At 47.1% G+C, this 26383-nt stretch carries 20 protein-coding genes; 13 read left to right on the forward strand and 7 right to left on the reverse strand.

Going from position 1 to position 26383, the window contains the following annotated elements:
* Window positions 1–12 precede the first annotated feature (12 nt).
* From ACR0QE_RS04460 to ACR0QE_RS04490, 7 genes are all read left to right on the forward strand, one after another.
* Window positions 13–816 carry a gluconate 5-dehydrogenase gene (locus ACR0QE_RS04460; RefSeq protein ID WP_432627164.1) on the forward strand — a complete coding sequence of 268 codons (804 nt, stop codon included), beginning with the start codon at window positions 13–15 and terminating at the stop codon, window positions 814–816.
* Between the two features lie 526 nt (window positions 817–1342).
* Window positions 1343–2038: a GntR family transcriptional regulator gene (locus ACR0QE_RS04465; RefSeq protein ID WP_432627202.1), complete on the forward strand. Its 696-nt coding sequence runs from the start codon at window positions 1343–1345 to the stop codon at window positions 2036–2038.
* Between the two features lie 324 nt (window positions 2039–2362).
* Entirely contained in the window at window positions 2363–3013 is a 651-nt protein-coding gene (locus ACR0QE_RS04470) for a glycoside hydrolase family 25 protein (protein WP_432627165.1), read from the forward strand.
* Between the two features lie 59 nt (window positions 3014–3072).
* Window positions 3073–3306, forward strand: a complete 234-nt coding sequence (locus ACR0QE_RS04475) for a hypothetical protein (protein ID WP_432627166.1) — start codon at window positions 3073–3075, stop codon at window positions 3304–3306.
* A complete protein-coding gene (locus ACR0QE_RS04480) occupies window positions 3307–4356 on the forward strand; it encodes a transglutaminase domain-containing protein (RefSeq protein WP_432627168.1) in 1050 nt (349 codons plus the stop codon).
* A 5-nt stretch (window positions 4357–4361) separates the two neighbouring features.
* Window positions 4362–5450, forward strand: coding sequence for a DUF3878 family protein (locus ACR0QE_RS04485; RefSeq protein ID WP_432627169.1), 1089 nt, complete (start codon window positions 4362–4364; stop codon window positions 5448–5450).
* A 2-nt stretch (window positions 5451–5452) separates the two neighbouring features.
* Complete coding sequence (locus ACR0QE_RS04490; RefSeq protein WP_432627170.1) at window positions 5453–6772, forward strand: Na+/H+ antiporter NhaC family protein; 1320 nt, start codon at window positions 5453–5455, stop codon at window positions 6770–6772.
* 75 nt (window positions 6773–6847) lie between these two features.
* On the opposite strand, the gene ACR0QE_RS04495 is transcribed toward ACR0QE_RS04490, so the two are convergent.
* The 5 genes from ACR0QE_RS04495 to ACR0QE_RS04515 are packed head-to-tail and all read right to left on the reverse strand — an operon-like array spanning window position 6848 to window position 12694.
* Entirely contained in the window at window positions 6848–7546 is a 699-nt protein-coding gene (locus ACR0QE_RS04495) for a response regulator (protein WP_432627171.1), read from the reverse strand.
* Window positions 7539–10139: an ATP-binding protein gene (locus tag ACR0QE_RS04500; RefSeq protein WP_432627172.1), complete on the reverse strand. Its 2601-nt coding sequence runs from the start codon at window positions 10137–10139 to the stop codon at window positions 7539–7541. The genes ACR0QE_RS04495 and ACR0QE_RS04500 overlap by 8 nt, the downstream gene beginning before the upstream one ends.
* Window positions 10140–10172: 33 nt before the next feature.
* Complete coding sequence (locus tag ACR0QE_RS04505; RefSeq protein ID WP_432627173.1) at window positions 10173–10652, reverse strand: hypothetical protein; 480 nt, start codon at window positions 10650–10652, stop codon at window positions 10173–10175.
* A 53-nt stretch (window positions 10653–10705) separates the two neighbouring features.
* Window positions 10706–11353, reverse strand: coding sequence for a potassium channel family protein (locus ACR0QE_RS04510; RefSeq protein ID WP_432627174.1), 648 nt, complete (start codon window positions 11351–11353; stop codon window positions 10706–10708).
* Window positions 11354–11365: 12 nt separating this feature from the next.
* Window positions 11366–12694, reverse strand: a complete 1329-nt coding sequence (locus ACR0QE_RS04515) for a TrkH family potassium uptake protein (RefSeq protein ID WP_432627175.1) — start codon at window positions 12692–12694, stop codon at window positions 11366–11368.
* 565 nt (window positions 12695–13259) lie between these two features.
* On the opposite strand from ACR0QE_RS04515, the gene ACR0QE_RS04520 reads away from it, so the two are divergent.
* The 3 genes from ACR0QE_RS04520 (at window position 13260) to ACR0QE_RS04530 (ending at window position 18928) form a co-directional block, all read left to right on the forward strand.
* Window positions 13260–14831 (forward strand): Wadjet anti-phage system protein JetA family protein, encoded by a 1572-nt coding sequence (locus ACR0QE_RS04520; RefSeq protein ID WP_432627176.1) that lies wholly within the window; start codon window positions 13260–13262, stop codon window positions 14829–14831.
* A 106-nt stretch (window positions 14832–14937) separates the two neighbouring features.
* Entirely contained in the window at window positions 14938–15690 is a 753-nt protein-coding gene (locus ACR0QE_RS04525; RefSeq protein ID WP_432627177.1) for a DUF4194 domain-containing protein, read from the forward strand.
* The gene (locus tag ACR0QE_RS04530) at window positions 15671–18928 is read left to right on the forward strand and encodes an ATP-binding protein (RefSeq protein WP_432627178.1); all 3258 of its coding nucleotides are present in this window, start codon (window positions 15671–15673) and stop codon (window positions 18926–18928) included. The genes ACR0QE_RS04525 and ACR0QE_RS04530 overlap by 20 nt, the downstream gene beginning before the upstream one ends.
* Before the next feature lie 181 nt (window positions 18929–19109).
* On the opposite strand, the gene ACR0QE_RS04535 is transcribed toward ACR0QE_RS04530, so the two are convergent.
* Together ACR0QE_RS04535 and ACR0QE_RS04540 are read right to left on the reverse strand one after the other, a co-directional pair.
* On the reverse strand, window positions 19110–21539 hold the full coding sequence (locus ACR0QE_RS04535) for a GH36-type glycosyl hydrolase domain-containing protein (RefSeq protein WP_432627179.1): 2430 nt from the start codon (window positions 21537–21539) through the stop codon (window positions 19110–19112).
* Between the two features lie 135 nt (window positions 21540–21674).
* Window positions 21675–22331, reverse strand: coding sequence for a YesL family protein (locus ACR0QE_RS04540; protein ID WP_432627180.1), 657 nt, complete (start codon window positions 22329–22331; stop codon window positions 21675–21677).
* 301 nt (window positions 22332–22632) lie between these two features.
* On the opposite strand from ACR0QE_RS04540, the gene ACR0QE_RS04545 reads away from it, so the two are divergent.
* The 3 genes from ACR0QE_RS04545 to ACR0QE_RS04555 all read left to right on the forward strand — a co-directional run bounded on the left by ACR0QE_RS04545 (window position 22633) and on the right by ACR0QE_RS04555 (window position 26338).
* Window positions 22633–23562: an ABC transporter permease subunit gene (locus tag ACR0QE_RS04545; protein ID WP_432627181.1), complete on the forward strand. Its 930-nt coding sequence runs from the start codon at window positions 22633–22635 to the stop codon at window positions 23560–23562.
* A 64-nt stretch (window positions 23563–23626) separates the two neighbouring features.
* On the forward strand, window positions 23627–24523 hold the full coding sequence (locus tag ACR0QE_RS04550) for a carbohydrate ABC transporter permease (protein ID WP_432627203.1): 897 nt from the start codon (window positions 23627–23629) through the stop codon (window positions 24521–24523).
* A gap of 51 nt (window positions 24524–24574) precedes the next feature.
* Window positions 24575–26338: an extracellular solute-binding protein gene (locus ACR0QE_RS04555; RefSeq protein ID WP_432627182.1), complete on the forward strand. Its 1764-nt coding sequence runs from the start codon at window positions 24575–24577 to the stop codon at window positions 26336–26338.
* Window positions 26339–26383 lie beyond the last annotated feature (45 nt).

Below are 26383 nucleotides of genomic sequence, written 5' to 3' on the forward strand. Positions count from 1 at the left end.
AGAATAAACGATATGGATTACATCAATAACTATTCCCTGGAAGGTAAAGTCGCTCTGGTTACAGGAGCATCTTACGGAATTGGTTTTGCAATCGCAACCGCTATGGCTGGTGCAGGTGCAACGATCGTGTTTAACGATATTAAGCAGGAGCTGGTAGACAAGGGAATTGCAGCTTACGAGGAGAAGGGCATCAAGGCTCATGGTTATGTATGTGACGTAACCAACGAGGATGCAGTCAATGAGATGGTTGCAAAGATCGAGAAGGAAGTTGGCGTGATTGATATTCTGGTAAACAACGCCGGAATCATCAAGAGAGTCCCGATGATCGAGATGTCCGCAAAAGATTTCCGTCAGGTTATCGACGTAGATCTGAATGCTCCGTTCATCGTTTCCAAGGCAGTCATTCCGAGCATGATCAAGAAGGGTCACGGAAAGATCATCAACATCTGCTCCATGATGTCTGAGTTCGGACGTGAGACCGTTTCTGCATACGCAGCAGCAAAGGGCGGCTTAAAGATGCTGACCAGAAATATCTGCTCTGAGTACGGTGAGTACAACATTCAGTGCAACGGTATCGGACCTGGCTACATCGCAACTCCGCAGACCGCTCCGCTGAGAGAGAAGCAGGCAGACGGTTCCAGACATCCGTTTGATCAGTTCATCGTTTCCAAGACTCCGGCAGGACGTTGGGGCGAGGCTTCTGATCTGGGCGGACCGGCAGTCTTCCTTGCATCAGATGCATCTAACTTTGTAAATGGTCAGATTCTGTATGTAGATGGCGGAATTCAGGCATACATCGGAAAGCAGCCTTCATAATTTTCGTAAAAAGATCCTGATTTTTTATTGAGAAGGGTTTCTCTTAAACGATAAAAGCACAGAGCTCTTTCTGCCGTCTCCGGATGACAGGAAGAGCTTTGTCCGTTTTTAGAGAGAATTTTCTGATTTGGAAAATGTCAACAGCACTGTGCAAAATCGCGGGTGAGGTCCTTATGCGCGTTGATCGGAACATGATGCTACAGAAAAGTTGAGAATATCGGACAGTTGCGGCAAAAGAAAGGTTTGCATTTCTTCCATTATTTTTGTAAAATGATAACGATTTAAAGGAAAAAGAAATTAAAGAATTAAAAAAGAAAAAATTTAAAAAGAGAATTAGAAAGAAAAAGAAAAAATCGAAAAAACAGCCGATTTGCGGAGCCTGTTTTATGATTTATGAGAATAATGAGAATGATGCTCATCGTTCCTGTGATGGAAATGAATGATAGAAAGCATGAAAATAGTGGAATCGTGGGCGTCATGGGAAATGGAAAACTGAATGGATGACAGAATTGAAGGAGTGGCATATATGGGTGAGAAGTGTCTGAAGAATCGCGGGGATTATGTGTTTGATACATTGAAAAGAGAAATTTTGAGACTGGAGCTGAAACCAGGGCAGGCGATCAGTGAGAATGAGATCTGTGCCCGATTTGAGGTTTCGAGAACTCCGGTCCGCGAGGCACTGCGCAGACTTCAGGAACAGGGATTCGTCCGCACCGTGCCATATTCGGGAACCTATGTGACACTCCTGAATCTGGACGATATCCGCCAGATGATCTACATGAGAATTGCAGTGGAGCTGATGGTGATGAAAGATTTTATGCAGATTGCAACCCCGCTTCTTCTTGAGGAAGTAAGACATCATATCCGCTGTCAGGAACTCCTGATTCAACAGGAAAATTTTGAACCGGAAGATTTCTATGCGATGGATGACCAGATGCACAAGGTTTGGTTTTCCGCGACGGGAAGACTCAAGTTATGGACGGTGATTCAGGCACAGCAGCTCCACTATACACGCTTCCGGATGCTTGATTTTGTGACAGAGACAGATTTCACACGCATTATCCGGGAGCATGCGGGATTTCTTGAAATGTTGGAAAATCATGATGAGAAGGGACTTGAGGATGCACTGAAAAAACATCTCTCAATCAGCATGACGCGTATGAAACATGCGATTGAGGTGGAATATCGAGATTATTTTGAGCCGGACAGTGTGAATCTGTAAATTGATGGGATATTTTATTTTATCGGTAATCGGTAAAATGTTCTATCGGCAGACTGCGGGGAATCTTATAAAAAATAGGATTCTCCTTTTTTATACTTGTTTTCTGTGGGAGACGTATGGGTTTCAAGAAAAAAACTTCAGAAATTCTTTCGGATTCTTTGGTTGCATATCCGTTCTGATTATTATAAGATAAGACTTGGGGACAATAAAAAATTATTTGGAGATATCATTTTGAAAATCAGATTATCGGGCAGAAAATCACTTGTGTTGATTTTTTTATTACTGTCATTTTTACTGCTGATTTTTTTTGGCGTACTCATTTATATGAAAAAGATCAATATCAATCAATTCTGGGTAAAACAATATTCCATACATGGAATCGATGTATCCCATCATCAGGGAGACATTGATTGGGAAAAATTAAAAGAGGAAAACGTACAGTTTGCTTATATCAAGGCGACTGAGGGAAGTGGTCATGTGGATGATCAGTTTGAGGACAACCGCAGGCAGGCGCAGGCGGTTGGAATTCATACGGGAGCATATCATTTTTTCAGCTTTGAGAGTGCACCGGAGACTCAGGCAAAAATTTATATAGAGACAGTTGGAGATCTCTCGGGACAGATGATACCGGCTGTGGATGTGGAGTACTATGCGCTCGGCGATGCAAAAATGCCAAGGCCGGAGGAACTTGTGGATTCCCTGCAGAGATTTCTTGATATTTTGGAAGAGGAATACGGAAAGAAGCCGGTGATTTATACGACTTACAAGTTTTATTCCCGCTATATTCGCGGGAATTTTTCGGAATATCCGCTTTGGATTCGAAATACGTATTATCCGCCTCTCGATATTGCCGGATGGTCATTCTGGCAGTACTGCGATGAGGGACGGTTTGAGGGAGTTGCCGATCAGCAGGGCGATGTGGATCTGGATGTATTTCGGGGAACGAAGGCGGAGTTTGAAAAGTTTTTTGTATAGAGGAAACGATCATAGCGATCAGAGAACATGGGTGAGAAATGAGAGAAGATTATCGAGTTTTGGAAATTTATGAGGCAGATTTTGGCTGTGAGGAGCGTCCGGACGGTCAGGAGACGATGGTGATGGTTCGCCTGAAATCAGAAAAGTCCGGCGAGGAGCACACGCTTCAGATGAGAGATGCCGATTTGGAAGCGGAAAAGATTCTGGAGGGAGATCTCGTCTCTCTGGAAGAATCGGGTCGGTTAATCAAAAAGAAAAATGAGATGGAGAAGCAGTTGGAGGAAGAACAGTAGATGGAGGCATATTATTACAGCAAGATGAACCGTGAATACCAGGCGGTTTACCGGGCGATGAAACAGGGATTTGAGAGCTTGTCGGAATCTTTTCAGGTTCCGCGTCTCGATGGGGCTGCCCTTCATGAAATCTTTTTTCAGCTGCGTCTGGATCACCCTGAAATTTTCTGGGTATCTGGTTTTAAGTACAAGTATTATCAGGATTCCCCGAATCTGATTATGATTCCGGAATACCTGTTTGAAAAGAGCAAGATTCAGGAGCATCAGAGGGCGTTAAGAGCGCGTGTGGAAAAGTTAGTGCGGCCGGCACAGAAGATGTCTGAGTGGGAGAAAGAAAAGTACATCCATGATTTTATTTGCGAGAATGTTCGCTACGATAAATTAAAAAAGCCGTATTCCCATGAGATTATCGGTCCTCTCGGGCAGGGAGTCGGTGTCTGTGAGGGAATTGCAAAATCGGTGAAAATACTTTGCGATGCGATGGGGATCTGGTGTATGATTGCGCTCTGCGGAAACAATCCGGAGAAGGGGATTAAATACCGCCATACGTGGAATATCGTGAAGATCAATGGCACTTACTATCACCTCGATGCGACTTTTGATAACAGCCTGAGCAGAGAAAAGAAAAATGGGGAGGCGACAATCCGCTATGATTATTTCAATCTGGATGACAAGGCTGTTTTTCGGGATCACGAACCTCTGATTGCTCCGGCGCCTGCCTGCACGGATGGCGATCATTTTTATTACCGGGAGAAAAAGCTGTCATTCACAAAAATCGAGGATGTCTACAAAAGGGCGAAGCAGACGGCAAAGAAAGGAAAAGAATTTACTTTCCACTGGAGAGGCGGCTATCTGACAAAGGCAGTTCTCGAAGAATTGCTTGAATGCATGGCAAAAGCAGGAGAGGAGAGGCAGAAAAAGGCGAAGCTTAGCCTGAACTGGCCGCAGGCGGTGATGTGCCTCTCTTACGTGCCGGATGAGACGAGATCCCCGGAGGAGTTTGCGCAGATGGTGACGATGGAAGACGCAAACGAAGGAGAGCAGGAGTGACCGAGATGAGCGAGACAGTCGAGACAATGGACCCATTCAGACGGTTGGAACAGCTTCTTGCACAGGATCAGTTTGAACTTTTGCTGGATGAAGAAGCGGCAGAAAATAATAGCAAAGAGAAAAGTAAAGATAAGGGCAAAGAAAAGAGCACAGAAAAAAGCAAAGATAAAAGCAGAGGTGAAAACGGGGTCGCAGACAGAGACGAAAGGGAAAAGGAGATTCGTTTGGTATATCTGATGAATGATGCAGTTGAAAGTTTTCTTGTCTTTGAACATGCAGTGCTCACGGGAACTTATCAGGCAGATTATGAGGGGGAGTTAGAAGCTTCTCTCGAATGCCAGGACGACCCGGAGAAACCGTATCTTTTGATTGTTCGTCAGGGAGACAGTGTGGTGACACTGTTTTTTAAGGATCTGCGATTGGAGTGTCATCTGTATGACTACGGGAAAATCGGGCATTTCTGGGTCAGCGGGTATGAGTATCTGCGCCAGTTGGAATACCGGATTGCGATCTTGAGAGACAAGTGTGAGTATCTCGGGGAAGAATTCTGCACGGAGGAAGAGAAAAAATTGGCTTCTTTAGCACATTTTCCGCCGCTCAACCACACGAACTATCCGGCAGTTCCGGAGAAGTATCTGGTTCCGCAGGAAGAACCGTGGATTCCGTCTGAGCAGGCGGTTTCTGTCATGGAGGAGCTTGCGGCAGAGGCAAAAGACGCCAGATTTTCCATGCTTCTTAGATGGTACCGCAGACATCCTAGCAAGACATTTTCGCGTTTTCTTGCAATACTTTTGCACACAAATGCACATGCAAAGGTGACGGATCTGCTGGCGGAGCGCTTGAGCCGGGCGGCAGGAATTTATCCGAAACGCTCTTTTGGGGAGGAGGCAGATGCCCGTTTTCAGGAGACGATGGACAAGGCGAGAAAGCGCCAGGCACAGCTGGAGAAGCAGGGAGTGAAATCACTGATTTTGAGAGAGGAGCCATTTGAGATTGCGAGGGATTCAATTGGATTTACGGCGTATCTGATGATCTGGAAACCGGGATGGATCAATCGGAGAACCGTGATCGAAAAATGGGAGGGAGGCTGCTGAAGATGGAAGCGCTTGCACTTTGCCTGTTTTCAGCAGGCCTTTTGATTTGTGTATTTACCGGAAAATCGATCCTGCTTGCAATGATGTTCGGATATGTGCTGTTTTTCGGATATGGACTTTTGCGCCGTTACAGTGTCGGTGCGATGGTTCGATGTTCACTTGGCGGAATCCGCACAGTGAAGAATATTCTGATTACGTTTTTGCTGATCGGAATGATCACGGCAATCTGGAGAGGCAGCGGGACGATTGCCTTACTTGTCTGTGAGGCTTCACGATTCTGTTCTCCATCTGCGATTCTTCTTGTGACATTTCTGATGTGCTGTCTGATTTCTGTCCTGACGGGGACCTCGTTTGGAAGTGCTGCGACGATGGGCGTGATCTGTGTGACGATTGCAGACAGCATGGGAGTACCAATTTTTTATACGGGAGGAGCGGTGCTTGCAGGTGTCTTTTTCGGTGATCGCTGTTCCCCGATGTCCACGAGTGCACTTTTGGTGAGTGAACTGACGCGGACGGATATATTTAGAAATATTGGGAAAATGGTGAAGACCTCGCTCGTCCCGTTTGCGATCACCTGTCTGATCTACTGGAAACTTGGACAGGCTTACACTGCTGGGGCTGGAAGTGTTGCAATCCGTGCAGTCTTGGAGTCGTATTACCATCTTTCCTGGGTGACGCTGCTTCCGGCGCTGATTGTCATTGCATTTTCTGTGATGAGACAGAACGTCAAAATCACGCTGTTTGTCAGCAGCATTTGCGGAATTTTGATTGCAGGAGTGGTGCAGCACCTTTCTCTGGCGCAGCTGGTTCATCTCTGTGTGTTTGGATTTTCGGCGGAGAGTGCGGAGGTTGCCGTGTTTATGGATGGAGGCGGACTGATCTCGATGACTCGTGTTTTTCTGATTGTCTGCATTTCCTCCTGCTACGCGGGGATTTTCAGGGAGACACATTTTCTGGATCATCTTCAGGACGGGATTGCCCGACTGGCAGGAAAGGTGACCCCGTATGGAGCGGTTTTGATCACCTCGGTTGTGACGAGTGCGATTGCCTGCAACCAGACACTCTCGATTATGCTGACCCATCAGCTCTGTGAGACGGTGGTCAGGGACCGGGAAGAGCTGGCGATAGATCTGGAAAATACAGCGGTTGTAATTGCTCCGCTGATTCCGTGGTCGATCGCCGGGGCGGTGCCGCTTGCAACTGTCGGAGCGCCGGAGAGCTGTCTGATCACGGCGGTATATCTGTATCTGATCCCACTCTGGAACCTTGCAGTGCAGGTGATGATGTATCATCGGGTACAACATAGATCAGATAACGCATAATATTGTAATCAATGATGCATCATGCATATGAATAGCCATTTTTCAAGACAAAATTTTAAAGAATGGCAAATGATTTTATTCTACTTTCATCATTCGATATCCGACACCAATGTGGGTCTGGATATATTGGTGGGAAGCTGGCGCTTGCTCTAGTTTTTTTCGCAGAGTTGCCATAAAGACACGAAGAGATCCTACATCTGTTTCTAAACTGCTTCCCCATACATTCTGAAGAATGTATTTGTGAGTTAGAACTTTTCCTGTATTGCGTGCCAATAAGCACAGCAGTTTATATTCCATTGGGGTGAGGGAGAGTTCCTGACCGGCAAGGTAGGCACAGCCAGATGCATAGTCAATGCGAAGCTGTCCATTTTCGTAGATTGCTTCTTGCGAGAGATTGTTTTGCATGAGCGCGAGACGCCGTTGAACCACGCGCAGACGGGCGAGAAGCTCATCTACGGAAAATGGTTTTGTCAGATAATCATCGGCGCCGGCATCTAAGGCATCGATTTTATCAATATCTTCACTTCTGGCGCTGATGACAATAATGGGAACATTTGACCAGCTTCTGATTCGTTTGATAACTTCAACTCCGTCGATATCTGGCAGTCCCAAATCTAAGAGAATCATATCAGGATTGTGAGAGGCAGCTTCCATCACGGCTCCCTCACCGATTGCGGAAGTGATAAATCGATAATCATGTGCTTTCAGTGTGGTGGTGATTAGATTTCGGACAGGGGTATCGTCTTCAACTACTAAAACTTGGAATTTACTCATAAAAAGGTGCCTCCTCTAATGGAATGGTAAAACTGAAAATGGCTCCGTGTGGCAGATTGTCAGATACAGATAGGATTCCGCCGTGTGCCTCTATGATGGATTTACATAGATACAGTCCGAGTCCCAGACTGCGTCGATTGTCTGCTATTTTTTGATTTCCACAGTAAAATTTTTCAAAGATCCGTTCCTTATCTACGGGTGGAATTCCATTTCCGGTATCAGCGATGGAAAGCTCAGCCATGTCTCCTTTTCTCTTTGAAGTGATTGTGATGGAAGAATTTGCAGGGGTGTATTTTACTGCATTATCGATTATGTTTGCGATAACCTGAACAAGAAGTTTAGCATCTGCTTTGACTAAAAGCAGGTCATCCTCATAGGAGACAGAGAGCGTATGTCTGTCCAGTTTTCGCTTAATGTGTTGAATTGCTTCTTCAACAATTTCACTGAGGAGTTCTGTGGAAGTGCGCAATGTCATTTTTCCTTCTTCAATTCGAGTAGCATACAGAAGATTTTCTACCAGATCAATAAGCCACATGGAGTCGTTATAAATATCTGAATAAATCTGTTGTTTTGTCTCTTCATCAAAATAGTTTCCATTGCTCATCAAATTGCTTGCATTTCCGGAGATAGAGGTCAATGGTGTGCGTAAATCATGAGAAATCGTGCGAAGCATATTGGCGCGAAGCTGTTCGCTTTTTGCGAGAATTGCCGCTGCCTCTTTTTCACAGAGGTTTTTTTCGTTTTCAAGGGCGAGTGCTGATTCTCCGAGAATAGAGAGTAAGATGCTGTGAGCAGGAGCATCTAAGGGGGTATTTTTGGCTTCGATTCCGATTACTCCGTAAACCCGTTCATTCATGCGAAGCGCAAAATAGAGATATTGGGTGTGAGAGTGGGTATCTGTGGTTGCACCAGCCGTGTGGTTGTTTGCTAAAACCCATTCTGCAGCGGTTTTTTCTCTCTCAAAGTTGTATGGAATGGGAACATTTGAGGTTTCTTTTGTCTGTGAAAAATAGGGTTCAGACAGTTTTCCGTTTACATTTTCAAAAATCACTACATTTCGTTCCAAAAGTTTTTGAATCTGTTTGGCAGTGGCTTCAAAGATTTCTTTTTTTCCATTTGCTTTGGATAACAGTTGATCTGTGTCAAATAAAATCTTGGTTCGGTATGCAATCTTTGCAGATTGTCCGGCTTGTGCTTTATACCGAATTGCCATGGTTCCTGTGATATAAGCGGTTAAAAACATCACAATAAAGGTGACAGGATATCCCGTTCCATAAGCAGTCAGAGAAAATTTTGGAATGGTAAATAAATAATTAAAAATACATACACTTGCGACAGAAGAGATCAAACTGTAAACCTGATGGGACGTCACGATAGAGGTCAGCAGGACGCCCAGAATGTATACCATAATAATATTGGCACTTGTAAATCCCAGATGGTCAAATAAGATGCTCAGCAGAGTAGCACCAAAAAGGATGGCACTGCTTTTGAGCGTGTTTGTGAAAATGCTGTGTTTTTTTAAGTAATCGTTTTTTCTTTTCTGACGGTAAGGCTGTTCGGTGCACCGATCCGGAATGATGTGAATATCCATTTCCGGGTCATAAGAGAGAAGTTGTTCGGTGAGAGTAGGTTTTCCCAAAAAACGTTTGCGGGTCATGGCACTTCTGCCAAGAACAATTTTTGTGATGCCGGATAATCTGGCATACTCAGCGATCTGATATGGGACATCGTCTCCGTATATGGTTTCAATATTTGCGCCGAGCTGTTCTGCGAGTTTGATATGGCTGTGAAGCCGGTCTTTGTTTTCGGGGGTTTCTTCCGCAAAGTCAGGCGTTTCTACAAAGAGAGCAGTAAACTGGCTGTTGAACGCCCGTGCCATTCGGGCAGCTGTTCGGATGATTTTTGCATTTGAGGGTGCAGAGGACAGGCAGGCAAGAATGTGCTCATCGGTATGAAATCGATTTGTTTTTGAAAGCTGGCTGGACAGGCGTTTTACCCGATCTGCACAGCGCCTGAGAGCGATTTCCCGCAGGGCAGTTAATTGTTCAACGGTCAGCTGGGAATCGGCTGTGTTTTTTTCCTGTAAGCGTTCAATAAGTTCCTGCGGTTCGATGTCAATCAATTCTACCTGATCTGCATTGTCAAAAATAGAATCCGGGATGCGATTCCATGTGGTGATTCCTGTAATTGAGGCTACGGTATCATGGAGGCTTTCAAGGTTGCTTACGTTGACAGTTGTGTATACATCAATTCCATGATTGATCAGTTCGTTTACTTCCTGATAGCGCTTTTTGTGGCGACATTCTGCTTGATTCGAATGAGCCAGTTCATCGACTAAAATCAATTCAGGATTCCGGCTCAATGCGAGATCAATATCAAAACTTTGATTTGTACAGTTGAGCCATTCGAGCTGGTTAAGAACATCCGATAATTCTGAATCTTCTTCCAAAGTGTGCAGGGCAACATAACCGACAACAACGTCAATTCCCTGTTCTTTGGCAGTTAAAGCTGCCTTTAGCATGGAATGGGTTTTGCCGATACTTTCCGCATAGCTGAAAAAAATTTTTAAACGCCCTTTTTTTATTTGCTCCATCTGCGTGCTCCTCCTGGTCTACGACAAATTTTATCATAAAAAGGTTGTTTTTTCTACCGGGAATGTGTTCTCAAATGTGAGCAGAATTCGGTCGCGGTCTTGAGAGGAAACCTGTCTGTTCCACAGAATCCAGAAATAGCAGTTTTTATCTGGATTTTTGATATGGATACGTCCCAAATTATGATTATCTGGTACTTCCTGAATGCTTTGATCAGAGATAAAAGCGAGGTCGACGGTACCATCGGAAATTTTTTGTAAGAGCTGACGAAAACTCCTGACACTGAAATGAAATTCCATACATGGATTGATGTGAAAGCAGGAGTCTAAGGTTTTGATGGAAAGGTTCAGCAGAACAGGGGGTTCAGAGGCAATTGAGACAACTGTGCTGTGCTCTGGTGGAAATTGTTTATTGCTCTGTTCCATGAAATCATCAAAGCGTTTTGATATGTAATATCCAAATGAAAAAAGAACGAGCGCGGTAACCATTAAAAGCATTTTGTCGGTCCACTTCATCTGCTTCACCCCCAATATGTTTCTTGCAAGTTGTTTTGAAAAATATTAGTCACCTAAATACGAAAACATTTTTGAATTGCTCTCTGTTCTCCCAGGACAAGAATGGATTTCTCATCGCTGAGAATGGTATCTGGTGTGATATTCATGTGCAGTTTGCCGTTCTCTCGAATGGCAAGAATGCTGATGCCATATTTTTTACGGATATCAAGTTGGAGAATGGACTTTCCGATCCATTCGGAGGGAACAGAAAGTTCAAATATGGAGTAATTTTCGTCCAGTTCAATATAGTCCAGAATATTATCGGAGGTACAGCGGATCGCAGTCCAGGATGCTAACTGCTTTTCTGGATAGACAACCTCATCTGCTCCATTTCGCAGTAAAAATTTTTCTTGTACTCCGGTGGAGGCTCGGGCAATTACTTTTTTTGCGCCCAGTTCTTTTAAGAGAGAAGCTGTCTCGAGAGAATTTTGAAAATTGTCTCCAATAGCGACAATGCATGCATCAAAATTTCGTATTCCGAGAGAAGAAAGAAATTCTTCGTTTGTGCTGTCGCCGATCTGTGCATTTGTGACAAAGGGGAGAACAGAATTCACGCGTTCTTCATTGCTGTCTACTGCCATAACCTGGTGATTTAATTCGTTGAGTTTTCGCGCAATATGTTTGCCGAAACGTCCAAGTCCAATTAATAATACTGATTTCATAAAATATGCTCCTTATCCGACCGTTAATTTTTCTTGAGGAAATCTTGCAGTATGTCCCTGATTTCCGGACAGAGCGGAAAAAATAAGAGTTAAACCGCCTACCCGTCCGATGTACATTAATAAAATTAAAATGAACCGGGATGAGATTCCGAGTTCAGGGGTGATTCCAAGTGTCAGTCCTACAGTACCGATTGCTGAGGCAGTTTCAAACAGGCAGGCAAGTAAGGGAAGATTTTCTATTCGGCTGATGATAAATCCACCGAACACGAACAAGGTAATGTACATCATGAGAATGGTTGCGGCATTCCGTATCGTATCATTGTCAACTCTTCGTCCGAAAAAATGGGTGTGTTCTCTGCGACGAAAAACGGAAATTGCCGTGGAGAGAAGGACTGCAATCGTTGTTGTTTTCATACCACCGGCAGTTGATCCGGGAGAGCCGCCGATCAGCATCAGTATGATGATGACCGCAATGCCGACTTCGCTGAGCTGAGTCAAGTCGATGGTGTTGAATCCTGCGGTTCTCGGTGTAACCGCCTGAAAGAGGGAGACAAGGATCCTATTCCCGACTGGAATATTTTCAAATTCAAAAAAGAAAAAATAGAGTGCGGGAAGGAGGATTAACAGTATGGTTGTCATAAGGATGACTTTGCTCTGCATGCGGTATTTTTGAAGATGGTAAGTGTGGTTTTTGACATCATCCCAGGTCATAAATCCGATTCCGCCAAGGACAATAAGTGTCATGACAGAGAGATTGATGACAGGATTTTCAATAAAAGATGTCAGAGAGGAATAAGGAACTCGGATTCCCATCAAATCAAATCCGGCATTGCAAAATGCCGAGATCGAATGAAAAAGGGCATACCAGGCACCTTTTCGTCCGCCAAATATTTTGTAAAAAGTTGGAAACATGCTCACTGCACCGATCAGTTCAAAAATCAGAGTCATTTTGATAATGAATCCGGTTAATCGCACGATTCCGCCCACTTTATGTGCCGAAATTGCCTCCTGCATCGTGCTGCGCTGTTTTAAACTGATTCGTTTTCCGGATATGACGGAGATTGCAACTGCCACAGTGATAACTCCCATGCCTCCGATCTGAATGAGAAAGAGGATGACTGTCTGTCCGAATGAGCTCCAGTAGGTTGCGGTATCTTTTACGATCAGTCCGGTGACGCAGACTGCTGATGTGGCGGTGAAAAGTGCATCTGTGAAAAGTGCACCCTTTCCATCCTGCGTGGAAATCGGCAGCATCAACAGCAGACTCCCCAAAAGAATGACGCCTGCAAAACCCAGAATAATAATCTGTGAGGAAGATAAATGCTTTTTTATTTGTCTCATGTTTGTATCCTTGCTTTCATTTGTGCTTTTTCGTTCTGATTTTTACGGAATGTTGTTTCTGCTTTCTGAGTTTATTATTTCATATATGGCATAAAATGTGTATTAGCGTCGATTTGACGGTATTAAATTTGTATTAAGATGGGCAAAAAATATTTCTCCTTGCATCAATAGCCGAAACGCGCTAGAATAAAAGGCGGAACGCATTCGATGCATTCCGCTTTACCAGTTCCGGGAGGAGTATGGGTTTTTGACCTGTATCGGAGGTGTCCGGTCTCACACTTGATTATCCCGAGAACACACTCCGGCTGGTAAGAACTTCAAAAATAAAACATTAAAAATAAATAAAGATATTTTTTGAGTGCGCATGATGAGATGGGTCCGTCGGATTCTCTTTGTCATGTGCATTTTTTATCTTGGCGACTACGATGATCATGGATTTTTTGGATACGACTCAAAAAATCGAACATATGATCGAAAATATTTGCTATTTTGGGGAAAATGTGGTAAGATAGTAGCAGTGAAGAGACGGAATTTTTTAGAAGAGGAAGAGAGGATACGGGGAGAGATGCCGAGACTTTTTAATACCATTCCATCTGGTTTTTTTAACTGTCTGTCGAGTGCGGGCAACAACCAGATTTATTCGGATTGCCTCCAGCTGATTTACGATCAGTATGAAAGGGAGGTTTCCTACCGGATTGCACGAAGCAGAATTCGAGATGCTCTGGCATCATATCTGCTTGAGAATCAGGTGAATGAGCTGGAGCCGGATCTGGATTTAGGTCTGAATTTTGATGGGAATTCCGATCGAAATTTAGATCAGAATCCGGATTTTGGCAGAGAGGCGGATGCACAGCTAACGCTGGAGCAAGACAGGAAAAATGCGAACCGGGAGAATGTGAACCGGGAGGGCACCGCTTCTCTGGCAAAGAGGAATTACAATGATCTGGCGAATGCGGTGATTCGCCGTTTCTGCTCTAAGGAGATTGGCTGGCTCGAGGAAGACACCGATGATGCCACCTATGAGAAGCACATTGAGATGACGGAGCAGGGAATCCTGCTTGCGGAGTTTTTGCAGCAGCTTAAAAAGCCGGAGCGGGAAGAGTTTTCCAGCTATCTTTACAACATTTACAATATCCTGCACAATGAGGACCAGTGGAAGCAGGAGCCGTATGTAAACGGTCTGAAGAATATTTACCGGAATGCGAAGATGCTCTCAAAGTCCTTAAAGCGTCTCTCGACCTTTATTCGGAAAATTATTGAGCGGATGGCGGAGGAGGAGACGTTAGAGAGCCTGACGGAGAACGTGATTGAGTACTGCGAGGGAGATTTTATCCGGGAGTACGCGCGCCTGACCAAACAGCAGAACATTCATCTGTACCGGACTTTTATCCGGCAGAAGTTGGATGAGATCCAGAACAATCAGGAGCTTTATGAACAGCTTGCAGAAGAATGTGCGAGGGAGGAAGAACTTGAACACTGGGAAGCGGAAAATGCGGTTCTCGATATGATTCAGGCGACGCGCAATTTCCTGACAGAGGATTACGACAAGATCATGCGAGACATCAAGCATAAGATCAATGTCTATCTTCAGATTGCGATCGGAAGAGCACGTTTTATCCGAAATCAGGACACGGATGTGCGCGGAAGTGTTGAGCAGACAATCCGCTGTCTTGCGCGTGAGATGAGAATGGTGGACTGGAAAGACCCGCTCGGAGAGGATTTACAGTCCTTGTTCTGTCTGGAAAAGAATGAGTTTCTTGATCTGGACTCGCTGCGCTATCCGAGAAAAGTCCAGAGAATCCGCAGGGAGACCGTCTCTCAGTTCCAGGAGATGACGAGTGCAGATGTGGAGCAGGCTCGTCTGGCCCATGAGAGGGAGTCGTACAATCCGTACTCAAAGGATCGGATGAAACAGTATCTGGATCATGCGATGGCAGAGTCTCTTACCTTAAAGAGCGAAGATCTGCCGCTTGAGAAGAGTGAAGACCTTCTGTGTGCGTTGTCGGCTGTCGCTTATGCAAATGAGAACGGCTACGTGGTGGAGCCTGCGGATGGATATGTGGAGGCGGACCATCTGCTTCTTCGTCGATTTGAGATTCGCAGGATAGACCGCGAGGACAAGGATAAGAGTCAATAACTCGCGACGAAAAGTTGAAAGATTAACACTCGTTGTATATCAGAAAAATAACGAAACGGTGCGAATGACCGGGGACTACGAGGTTACTTGGGAGGAATAATAAAAGATGGGCATGGATGCTTACTGGGAGGATTATACCTCATCGGAAAAAAGTATGTTTACAAAAGCCTGCCGAAGACTTTTGAAGGGAACGTTTGTCGTTCGGGACAAGGATGAGGACAGCAGAAAACTGTATTATTTTATTACAAAGAGACCGGATCTGATCTCTCTGTATTTTTCTTATATCGGATTTGAGATTGTGATTGACCGGGAAAATGGCGTCGTGATGCTGAAAAACTGTGCACAGTCCGGTGAGGATGGAAAGATCCAGGCAAACCGATATGCGCTGCGGAAGGTGGACAGCATTGTGCTTTGCTGTCTTTGGACGCTCTATATCGACCGCATTCGTGCAGGGAAGCTGTCGAAAGCGGTTCAGATTTCCATGACGGATTTGCGGCTGGAGCTGGAGAAATATGGGCTGAAAGATCTTGTGGATAAGACAACGATGAGTGCGATTCTCACAATTTTTTCGAGTTACAATTTGCTTGACCTTGAGGGAAAAGTCGGAGATCCGGATTGTCAGATCCATTTGTATCCCTCTCTTCAATTTGCGCTGAATACGGATGAGATGCGCAGGTTTGTGGAGAATGCAGACAGAAGAATGAGGGATCTCGAGGAGGAAGTCGGGCAGACAGTTAGAATGACAGGGGAGAGCGGCAGCAAAGATTTTGACGGAGACAGGGATGAATACCGCGATGGAGATGGCGACGAAGACAGTGATGACTTGGAGGAGGGCGCAGATGAAGACGGAGATGAATAACAGAAAGACGGCGACAAAACTGCTTCTCGTGCAGTGGTCGCGGTTTCAGAATGTGGAGATGCGTCTTGAGGGCTCTACACTCTTTACGGGAGTCAACACGAGCGGAAAGTCGACTGTTCTCGATGCGATGACCTATCTTCTCACGGGAAATACCCAGTTTAACAAGGCGGCAAAGGATCGGGACAGAACAGTTGTTGCATATGTCCGCGGCGATACAAAGAGCAACGGACCGGACCGATATTTGAGAAGCGGGGAGGTCATCAGCTACATTGCAATGGAATTCTGGTCGCCGGTTGAGGATACCTCGCTTGTGATCGGTGTCTGCATGGAGTCTCCTGATGAGACAAGCTACAAGAGCAGCTGGTTTGTCTGCCGGGATACCACGCTTGCGGAGATGAATTTTGCGCGTGTGGAGGATGGACTTTTGCGTGTGACGCCGAGACAGGAGCTGCACACCGCACAGAAGAAGCTTCGATCCGCAGATTTCATGTCGAGAGACCGCGGTGTGGAGCAGGTGCTCCGGGCACTTGGACTTCGATGTGATCCGGTTCGCTACCGCAACAAGCTTCTGAAAATGATGGCATTTAATCCGGAGAACAACATTGATCAGTTTATTCAGGAATGCGTGCTCGAGCCGAGTAATGTGGATTCCCTGAAAGATCTGCGGGAACAGAAAGCGCAGTTTGAGCGCATCCGTCAGATGTATCAGCAGATGCGGGCGAGCAGAGACCAGCTCGAGAGGGTGGAGCAGAGAAGCACGGACTATGAGAATCGTCTGCGCCGCTTAAGAATTCGTCAGATGATGTTCTGCTATCAGCAGCTTCAGGAGAAGGAGACACACAAGCGGGAGCTTGAACAGAGGCTGGAGGTTTTGCGCCATCAGGAAGAACAGCTCAAAGTTCGCCAGAGGGAGATGGATGAGCGTTATGAACATGCCTCCTCCCGTTTAAGAATTGCGGAAAGCAACGATATGTTCCGGGGCATGCAGGATAGTATCCGCGCAATGAAGGGACAGTGCACGGAGCTTGCGCGCGAGGCGGAGCGCTATGAGAGAGCGCAGAGACAGATCGAACATCTCCAGAGACAAATCGAAACTCTGCTTATTTGGATTGGGGACGAGGACAAAGATGCCTTTTTAGGGGAAGAGAGAAGTGCACTTTGCTGCCTGGCAAAGGAGGGGATGACATCAGAGAAAAAGACGGCGCATTTCCTTGCTTTTTCTTCTTATGTGCAGAAACTCGACCGGAAGTTCCAGAGCATGGAAGTCCACAGTGAAGACCGGAAAAGTGCTCTCCTGAAGGAACGGGAGAATATTGAGCAGGACATCAAAAAACTGCGCGCAAATCGCATGGTATTTCCGAGAGAGGTTGAGAAGGCGCGAAGCGAGATTCAAAAGGAATTGGAGAATCAGGGGATTCACACACCGGTTCGGGTGTTTGCGGAGCTGATTCAGGAAGTCAGGGAACCAGAGTGGCGTGCGGCCGTGGAGACATTTCTCGGGAAAAAGCGTTTTGATCTGATTGTGGATGGCGAATATTGCCAGAAGGCGATGGAGATCTTGAAGAGCCGGAAGCTGAAAAACTGTAAGCTTGTCATCACAGACCGTCTCCCGGAGACTCCGGTGACAGAAGGATCGGCGGCAGAGATTCTGAGCATTCCAAATGGATTTGCGCGGCGCTATGCGAATTATCTGCTGAATGGGATTCATCTGTGTGAATCCTTAAAAGAACTTCACGAGTACCCGAAGGGCGGTCTGACGAAGGATGGAATGCTCGCGAAAAGCTATGCGGTTTCGGCGATGGAGCTTGAGAAGACTTCCCTCTGTCTCGGCGAGGATGCGATTGGGCTTCAGCTGGCACAGGCCGAGGCGGACAGGCAGAAAAATCAGGAAGAGTATCAGAATCTTGAAAAGGAACAGGCGAGAACGCAGAGCCACCGCCGGGAGATCGCCGCTGTGGACTGGAATTTAGAGCACTATGATTTTGAAGCTCAGAAGCGCTTGAACCAGCTCAAAAGAGAGCAGGCGGATCTGGAAAAACAGATTGAGCAGATCCAGAACAGTTCAGAGTTTATGGCGGTGATTCAGGAGCAGGAAGCTGCGAGAAAGGCTTACGAGACATGCCAGAGGGAGCGTGATGGGGTGATCGGAGATATCCGAACCTGTTCCGATGCGCAGGGTCAGAATCAGAGAAGCCAGAAGATGATATCCGGCGATCTCTATAAGCTGAGTCTGGAGTACCAGGACTTCTCTTCCAGAAATATGGAGCTTGAGAAGCCGATGATGGAGGAGTATGAGAAGCTCAGGAAGCAGAGAGGCGGTTTTCAGGTAATTACGGCGGCAGCGGTCCGGGATGCAGAGAAAAATGTGAGTGAGAGCATCCGGGAACTTGAGAATGCCCAGATCGAGTACTGCCGCCTGTCCGAGAAAGATTTGAGCAGGAGAGGAACGGCATACATTTCTTACTATCGCGAGGAGTACCGTAATCTTGCAAATGTCAAGATTGAGGAGGCACACCACAAACTCGAGGAGCAGGCGGGACGGCTCGAGAGTGCCTTTATGAATGACTTTGTCGCCGAGATCAATGAGGCAGTCCGCGAGGCGAAGAGTGAGATCGCCCTGATCAACCGGGAATTGAAACAGCTTCCGTTTGGAAATGACACGTACCGCTTTGTGATGGAGGAAAAACCGGACCGGGCTGTCTTCTTTAGAATCTGCCGCCGTCTCGAAAACTACATGGATTCCCCGGAAGCGTATATGAGCTCCGGGCGCGATGACGAGGAGATGGAGAAGGACATTCAGGAGTTCATGAGCGTGATTCTTGATGAGGAGGACGAGAGTGAGTATACCGATTACCGCAAATACTTCACTTATGACATGAAGATCATCAGCCGTCAGGGAAACAAGGAGATCGTGGCAGACCTCTCAAAGAAGCAGGGATCTGCGAGCAACGGTGAGAAGCAGACGCCATATTTCATTATTCTTGCGGCGAGTCTCAACCAGTGCTATCCGCAGAATGTCTGCTGCGCCCGCCTTGTCTTCATCGATGAAGCCTTCTCAGCGCTGTCGAGAGAGCGAATCGAGCAGATGGTGAAATACTTTGAGGAGAATCATTTTCAGGTCTTTTATGCGGCGCCGCCGGAGAAGATCAGCAGCATCGGAGCTTTCATCGAGTCGACGGTGAGCCTTGTCATCACCGGAAGATACACGAATGCGATTGAGGGACTGGTGAGAAGCTGATTTCCTGCAAGATAAAAATACACCCTGGTTTCAATTCCGGAGAGATGGGAAAGAAATCAGGGCGTATTCTTTATGAGAACGTTTTATGGGAAGGAATTTTAAGGATGCATCATCCATAGTGTATATTTCTGAAGATTTCCAGGAGAGTGAAAATCTTCAGAACGTGATATTACAAGTGATATTATAGCAATTTTAAAACATGAAGTTTCTGCTTGCCGTCTGGCTCTACGAGGGAGCCGTCAATCTTTGCGCCATCGACGAAAGTTCCGGCCTGTTCGCCGTTTGAGCGGTCAGCACGGCGAACCTCAATCTCAAACTCGCAGCCGCGCCAGATTCTTCTGGCGGTAAATCCGTCGAGAGAGTCTGGAAGACAGGGATCGATGAGAAGTCCGCTGTAATCCGGGCGGATGCCGAGAATGTACGGGGAGACATTGACAAATGTCCATGCAGCAGTTCCGGTCAGCCAGCTGTTCTTTGCCTCACCGTGTTTCGGGGCATCTGCGCCGGCGATCATCTGGGAGTACACGTAAGGCTCTGTGCGGTGAATTTCGCTGATGTCCTCGATGTAGGCCGGACAGGTCTTCCGATAGATCTCAAATGCCTGGTTGCCTCTGCCGATCACGGTCTCTGCGATGGAAACCCAGGGATTGTTGTGACAGAAGATTCCGGCGTTCTCCTTATATCCCGGCGGATAAGAAGAGATTTCCCCGAGATTCAGATGATAGGTCTGATAGGCAGGCTGCTGCAGCATGATGCCGTATTTGGTCTCAAGATGGCGGTGAACGGAATCAAGCGCTTTCTGCGCATAACCGTTCTCCACGCCGACTCCGGCGAGCACACAGAATCCCTGCGGTTCAATGAAGATTTTGCCTTCTTCATTCTCAGAAGATCCGACTTTTTCTCCGGATGCATCGTAGGCGCGCAGGAACCATTCGCCGTCCCATCCGTCTTTTAAGATTGCCTCCGTCATCTCCTCGACAGCTTTTCTGGCACGTTTTACCTCAAGACGGTTTCCGAGAAGTTCCTGAAGATGGGCGTACTCAGCTCCGTATTTCACGAACATTCCGGCGATGAAGACGGATTCTGCGACAGGTCCCTCGGAAGGTCCGGTGGTCTGGAAGGATTCTCCCGGCTCCTTTGAGAAACAGTTGAGGTTCAGACAGTCATTCCAGTCTGCGCGTCCGATCAGGGGCAGGGAGTGCGGTCCGAGGTGGGTCAGCGTATAATTAAAGGAGCGCTTTAAGTGTTCGAGCAGAGAATCCTTCTTGGTCGGGTTGTTGTCAAAGTCCACTTCCTCGTCGAGAATGCTCAAGTCGCCGGTCTCACGGATGTAAGCGGCGGTCGCAGCGATCAGCCAGAGCGGGTCATCGTTAAATCCGCTTCCGATGTCCATATTTCCGCGCTTTGTCAACGGCTGATACTGGTGGTAGGCACTTCCGTCTTCCATCTGTGTGGCAGCGATGTCGAGAATTCTTCCTCTTGCGCGCTCCGGAATCAGATGAACGAAGCCGAGGAGATCCTGACAGGAGTCACGGAATCCCATTCCGCGTCCGGTTCCGGATTCAAAGTAGGAAGCGGAGCGGGACATGTTGAAGGTAACCATACACTGATACTGGTTCCAGATGTTGACCATGCGCGCCAGTTTCTCGTCAGAGCAGGTGATTGTGTAGCGGGAGAGAAGCTGATTCCAGTAGTCATTCAGATCAGCCAGAGCCTGATCGACAGTCTTCTCGTCCGCAAATTTCTGGATGGTCTGGAGGGCTGGCTTCTTGTTGATCACGTTTAAGGCTTCCCATTTCTCCTCTTCCGGATTCTCGGCATATCCGAGAATGAAGATCAGGCTCTGTTCCTCACCCGGTGCAAGGTTCAGCACGATCCGGTGAGAGCCGATCACAGCTCCACCGCTTGCCATTGTCTGACCGGAGATATTCTCGCGGACAGCCTTTGGATTCTGGATGGTTCCATAGGCGCCGAGAAAGGCATCGCGGTCGGTATCGAATCCATCGATCGGGCGGTTGACACAGTAGTAAGCAAAGTGGTTCCGGCGCTCGCGGTACTCAGTCTTGTGATAGATGACGGAATCCTTGACTTCAACCTCGCCGAGGCTTAGATTGCGCTGGAAATTGGTGGAATCGTCAACGGCATTCCAGAAGCAGAATTCAACATAGGAATAGAGCGTCAGCTGTTTCGGCTCTGATCCGGTGTTTTTTAAACGCAGGCGGTTGATCTCACAGGTCTCGTGAAGCGGCACAAAAGCGGTCAGATCAGCCTCAACCTCATTCTTTTTGGAGTGAAAACGGCTGTATCCGAGACCGTGATGGCATTCGTAGAAGTCAAGCTCAGTCTGGGTTGGCTGCCAGCCCGGATTCCAGACGGTCTCGCCGTCTTTGATGAAGTAGTAGCGGCCGTTTGAGTCAGCGGGAACGTTGTTGTAGCGATAGCGGGTCAGACGCAGAAGTTTTGCATCTTTATAGAAGCTGTATCCGCCACAGGTATTGGAAATCAGAGAAAAGAAATCCTCATTTCCGAGATAGTTGATCCACGGGTTCGGTGTTCGCGGATCTGTGATCACATATTCCTTGGCAGAATCGTCAAAGTGTCCATATTTCATAATCTATATTCTCCTTTTTGTGATTTTTTCCATTTGTTTCCTTTTTTGTTTGTGATGTTTCATCCTTATCAGGTTTTGTTATCCTCATGTTATCTTCAATAAAAGTCAATGCCGTGCATCTCGCAATTCATCTCATCATGCCTCATCAGAATCCGTCTCATCAAAAGCGGCCTTGGCAGGATTGCTCTCGGAAGTCTCATAATAAGAGAAAACCCGGGTCAGAGGAAATGAGGTGCAGTAAGCGAGAAAGGCGAAGCCAAACAGAAGCATCAGCACGCGAAAGAGCGGCATGATGCAGAAAAATCCCGCTGCGGCAAGGATCAGTGCAATCGTCAGAGTCTGTCTGGGATGACCTAGAGAGAGTGCAACCGAATTCTGGATGCTGAGCTTTAAGCTGTTTTCATAGCGGGCACAGAGTGCAAAGACGTAAAACAGCGAAAACAGATAGATCAGCACTGCAAGTGTGAGAATCAAGGTGGCGGCAGTGCCGATAATTCCCGGAAGCTGTGCCCAGAAAAACAGGTTGTAAAGCAGGATCAGACCGATCGGAACATAACAGAGGGACAACATCAGTCCGCGCCGGAAATTCTCCCGAAAAGCCTGAACATAAGACCGGATCAGGTAGCCGCTTTCTTTCCGCACTTCCCGCAGAGTCACGGCAAAGAGCGCGCAGAGTGCCGGACCGATCGTGAAGATCGGAAGGCAGGTGATTAAAAATACGAGATTTAAGACCACAAAATCGGTCAGTGTGGCGAGAAATGAAAAAAATGGACTCTCCACAGAAAATTTCATCGCTTTTTCCTCCTTTTTCCGCTCCCTTTGTGCTGGTTGTTCTTGACGCTTGTTCTTATCGATCCTGACTTTGGCAAATGACTTTAACCGATGGCTTTATCTTAGAAAAAGATATGGGAAAATGCCAGTGGAAGAAATTCAGCATAAATACAGTAAAAATCCGACTTTTCCGGTTTGCATGGTCAAATCTGCAATTTTTCATGGCATATCCGTCCGATTTGTATGGTATTCGATCAAATGAGGGCTGTGTTATCATCGGAAGAAATAAGAGTGGTGTAGCAAAGAATAGGAGGAGATTACCATGAAAACAACGCAAACGGGGAAATCAGCGAGAGTGAATGCTCAGAGCCGGCGGCTGTTTTACTGCATCGTGCCGTTCATCATTCTGTGCTTTATGTTTTCCTATTTTCCACTTCACGGATGGATTTACGCATTCTACGATTACAAGCCGCCGTTAAAGCTGTCCCAGTGTGAATTTGTCGGGGCAAAGTGGTTTACGATGATTTTTGCAAACAAGACACAGGTGGCCCAGATGGTCCAGGTTATGAAAAATACCTTTGCGATGAGCCTTCTCGGAATGGCGACTTCCGTGCTTCCGATCGGTTTTGCGATCTTCTTAAATGAGATCAACTGCAAATGGTTCCGGACACTGGTTCAGACCCTGACGACACTGCCGAATTTCATCAGCTGGGTACTTGTGTATTCGGTAGCATTCAGCCTGTTCACCGACAGCGGAATGGTGAACACCCTTCTCGTGGATCATGGCATTATCACAGCGCCGATCAAGTTCCTCGACAGCGATGCCCACACCTATCTGTGGATGACGCTGTGGAATCTTTGGAAAGGACTTGGCTGGGGAGCAATCATGTATCTGGCCTCAATCGCGGGAATTGACGCGGAACTTTATGAGGCTGCCCGTGTGGACGGAGCAAACCGCTTCCAGCTGATGCGCCATATCACGCTTCCGTGCCTGATGCCGACGTTCTTTGTTCTTCTGATGCTGTCTGTGGCAAACTTTTTGAACAATGGTATGGATCAGTATTACGTATTCCAGAACTCGTTCAACAAGACGCACATCCAGGTGCTTGATCTGTATGTGTACAACATCGGTATGGGAAGCAGCATGTCACTCGGAACAGCGATCAGCATGCTCAAGAGTGTGGTCAGCGTGACCCTTCTGATGCTTGTAAACTTTGTGTCAAAGAAGACGCGCGGAGAATCGATTATTTAGAACAGAACTTTGAGTTTGGGATTTTTTAGGAGGCGAAGCAGTGAAAGCAGAGAAGAAGCAACATATGAAATTAAAATCCGGGGATGTGGCATTCAGCATTTTTAACTATCTGCTGTTTATCCTGATCACCCTGATCTGTGCATATCCGTTTTATTACATGATTATCAACACGATCAGCTCCAATGAGCTGAGCTCGGGAGGATTCATCAACTTCCTGCCGAGAGGCATTCATTTTGAAAACTATAAACAAGTGCTCGGACTTCGCGGTCTGCCGACGGCAGCCTTAATCTCCCTTGCGAGAACCGTGATCGGAACGGCATGTACTGTGCTTGCCTCCGCGTATTTAGGATTTATGTTTACGCAGGAGAAACTGTGGCACCGCAAATTCTGGTATCGTTTTTTCGTGGTGACGATGTACTTCAATGCGGGAATGATTCCGCTCTTTATCACGATGATGACCCTGCACCTTTTGAATTCATTCTGGGTTTACATTCTTCCGGCGATTGTGCAGCCGTTTAACATCATTCTGGTAAAGACCTACATCGAATCGATGCCGAAATCCCTTCAGGAGGCAGCTGAGATTGACGGAGCGGGAATTCTTACTATCTTCTTCAAGGTCGTGCTTCCGACTGCCCAGCCGATCCTTGCGACGGTTGCGATCTTTGCGGCAGTTGCCCAGTGGAACTCCTATCAGGATACCCTGCTTTACATTACAGATCAGAAACTGTACTCTCTCCAGTATCTGCTGTATACTTATATCAATCAGGCAAGTTCCCTGGCTGCGCTTGTGCGAAACGGAGGAACGGGAGCGCTGAGTGCGGCTGCACTTGCAAGCCAGCAGACACCGACGTCGATCCGAATGACGGTATCCGTCATCGTTGTGCTTCCGATTCTCTGTGTATATCCGATTTTCCAGAGATTCTTTGTAAAGGGAATTATGATCGGCTCTGTGAAGGGTTAAGGAGCGAGACGGAATGTGGAAAGGGAAAGAAAGAAGGAGAGGAGTTTATTTATGAAGAAAAGAGGAATCAGTCTGTTTTTGTGTGCGGCACTCACGGCGACGACGATACTTGGCGTGAGTGGATGCAGCAAGCAGGAACAGGTGGTAAATACAACCGGAAACAGCGACTATGACGAGTTTATCACGGTGGATGTGTTTGACACGCTGGCAAACTACCAGGGCATCCAGAGTGGATGGTTTGCAAAGATCGTGAAAGACCGGTTTAATATGGAGCTTAACATCATTGCACCGAATATTGCCGGAGGCGGAGATATCCTGTTTCAGACCCGTTCGGCAGCGGGCAATCTGGGAGATCTGATCATCACAAAGACAGAAAACGGCCGTCTGGAGAACATGGTGAAAGCCGGACTTCTGATGGATATGACGGATCTGATCCAGGATAAGGATGTCTATCAGAACTACTCGGATGCGATTAAAAACATGAATCAGGGGTTGGACCGCGAGGGAATCTTCGTGATTCCGAGTGAGATCTCAAACCAGTCTCCGGAGACATCCTCCGATGGAATCGAGCCTCTCGTTGCGCCGTATGTCCGCTGGGACGGCTATCAGCAGATCGGGTACCCGGAAGTAAAGACTCTCGAGGATCTGATTCCGGTCTTAAAGGGCATTCAGGAGGCCATTCCGCTCAGTGATTCCGGAAAACGCACCTATGCGCTGTCCCTGTTCAAGGACTGGGATGACAACATGATGATGGTGGCGAAGAACTATGCGGCACTGTATGGCTATCAGGAGATCGGATTCGCGATGGAGAAGGCGGATGGCAGCGATTTCCAGAGTATCATTGACGATGACAGCTTCTATGTAAAAGCGCTTCATTTTCTGTTTGAGGCAAATCAGGAGGGGCTTGTGGATCCGGAGTCGACAACCCAGAATTACGATACCCTTTCCGATAAATTCCGTGACGGTCAGATTTTAAGTTCGATCTGGTCATGGCAGGGACAGAGCAACTACAACACGAGGGAACACAAGGAAGCCGGAAAGGGCATGATGCCGCTGTATATTGAGGATATGGCGCCGTACTCAGAGGGCTGTTACTCAATGGGAAATGGAAAAGGCGTGATTGCGATCGGCAGTCAGACCAAGTATGCAAGCCGTCTTGCTGATTTCATTGACTGGCTGTATTCTCCGGAGGGAATGGAGATTGTCGGACAGGCAAACGGAGCAGCCGGTCCGGAGGGACTGACCTGGGAGATGAAAGACGGGGAGGCTGTCTACACCGAATACGGATGGGAAGCGCTCCCGAGCAACGATGTTGCTGTGCCGGAAGAGTGGGGAGGCGGAACCTGGAAAGATGGAATCAGTGCGCTCAACTATAAACCGCTTGCACTCGTCGACACCGATCCGCGCACGAATGAGCCGTATCTGACAACGATGTGGAGCTCGATTCTGGAACTGAACAATACGCCGGTGGATGAGGCGTGGAAATCCTGGGCAGGAGGAGCGCGCACAACCGTAGAATTTCTGGAGGAGAAGAATGCGCTCTCGGTAGCTCCGGGAACCTCATACATCCAGCCGGAGGAGACCTCGGATATCACAACTCTTCGCGGACAGTGCAAATCTGTGATCGTCGATGACTCCTGGCAGATGGTTTTTGCGTCGGATGAGGCTGAGTTTGAGCAGATTCTGAGACATATGCAGGATACGGTTGCAGGACTCGGATATGAGGAAGTGTTGAAGGTTGACCTTCAGAATGCGAAAGACCGTGCCGCATCGAGAACGGAAGCGATCAGAGAGTACAACAGCCGCACGAAATAGAAGGTTGCAGAGGATTGGAAATCAGAGGCGCATCCATTCTGGGCG

Origin of the sequence: Brotaphodocola sp., assembly GCF_050873065.1 — a bacterium.
Taxonomy (GTDB): Bacteria; Bacillota; Clostridia; order Lachnospirales; family Lachnospiraceae; genus Brotaphodocola.

Coding starts and splice junctions, on each gene's coding strand:
- ACR0QE_RS04500 (WP_432627172.1), bottom strand. CDS start 10,139: ATGGAGCAAATAAAAAAAGGGCGTTTAAAAATTTTTTTCAGCTATGCG.
- ACR0QE_RS04515 (WP_432627175.1), bottom strand. CDS start 12,694: ATGAGACAAATAAAAAAGCATTTATCTTCCTCACAGATTATTATTCTG.
- ACR0QE_RS04545 (WP_432627181.1), top strand. CDS start 22,633: ATGAAAACAACGCAAACGGGGAAATCAGCGAGAGTGAATGCTCAGAGC.
- ACR0QE_RS04540 (WP_432627180.1), bottom strand. CDS start 22,331: ATGAAATTTTCTGTGGAGAGTCCATTTTTTTCATTTCTCGCCACACTG.
- ACR0QE_RS04495 (WP_432627171.1), bottom strand. CDS start 7,546: ATGAGTAAATTCCAAGTTTTAGTAGTTGAAGACGATACCCCTGTCCGA.
- ACR0QE_RS04490 (WP_432627170.1), top strand. CDS start 5,453: ATGGAAGCGCTTGCACTTTGCCTGTTTTCAGCAGGCCTTTTGATTTGT.
- ACR0QE_RS04485 (WP_432627169.1), top strand. CDS start 4,362: ATGAGCGAGACAGTCGAGACAATGGACCCATTCAGACGGTTGGAACAG.
- ACR0QE_RS04460 (WP_432627164.1), top strand. CDS start 13: ATGGATTACATCAATAACTATTCCCTGGAAGGTAAAGTCGCTCTGGTT.
- ACR0QE_RS04525 (WP_432627177.1), top strand. CDS start 14,938: ATGGGCATGGATGCTTACTGGGAGGATTATACCTCATCGGAAAAAAGT.
- ACR0QE_RS04555 (WP_432627182.1), top strand. CDS start 24,575: ATGAAGAAAAGAGGAATCAGTCTGTTTTTGTGTGCGGCACTCACGGCG.
- ACR0QE_RS04480 (WP_432627168.1), top strand. CDS start 3,307: ATGGAGGCATATTATTACAGCAAGATGAACCGTGAATACCAGGCGGTT.
- ACR0QE_RS04470 (WP_432627165.1), top strand. CDS start 2,363: ATGAAAAAGATCAATATCAATCAATTCTGGGTAAAACAATATTCCATA.
- ACR0QE_RS04510 (WP_432627174.1), bottom strand. CDS start 11,353: ATGAAATCAGTATTATTAATTGGACTTGGACGTTTCGGCAAACATATT.
- ACR0QE_RS04530 (WP_432627178.1), top strand. CDS start 15,671: ATGAAGACGGAGATGAATAACAGAAAGACGGCGACAAAACTGCTTCTC.
- ACR0QE_RS04520 (WP_432627176.1), top strand. CDS start 13,260: ATGCCGAGACTTTTTAATACCATTCCATCTGGTTTTTTTAACTGTCTG.
- ACR0QE_RS04535 (WP_432627179.1), bottom strand. CDS start 21,539: ATGAAATATGGACACTTTGACGATTCTGCCAAGGAATATGTGATCACA.
- ACR0QE_RS04550 (WP_432627203.1), top strand. CDS start 23,627: ATGAAATTAAAATCCGGGGATGTGGCATTCAGCATTTTTAACTATCTG.
- ACR0QE_RS04465 (WP_432627202.1), top strand. CDS start 1,343: ATGGGTGAGAAGTGTCTGAAGAATCGCGGGGATTATGTGTTTGATACA.
- ACR0QE_RS04505 (WP_432627173.1), bottom strand. CDS start 10,652: ATGAAGTGGACCGACAAAATGCTTTTAATGGTTACCGCGCTCGTTCTT.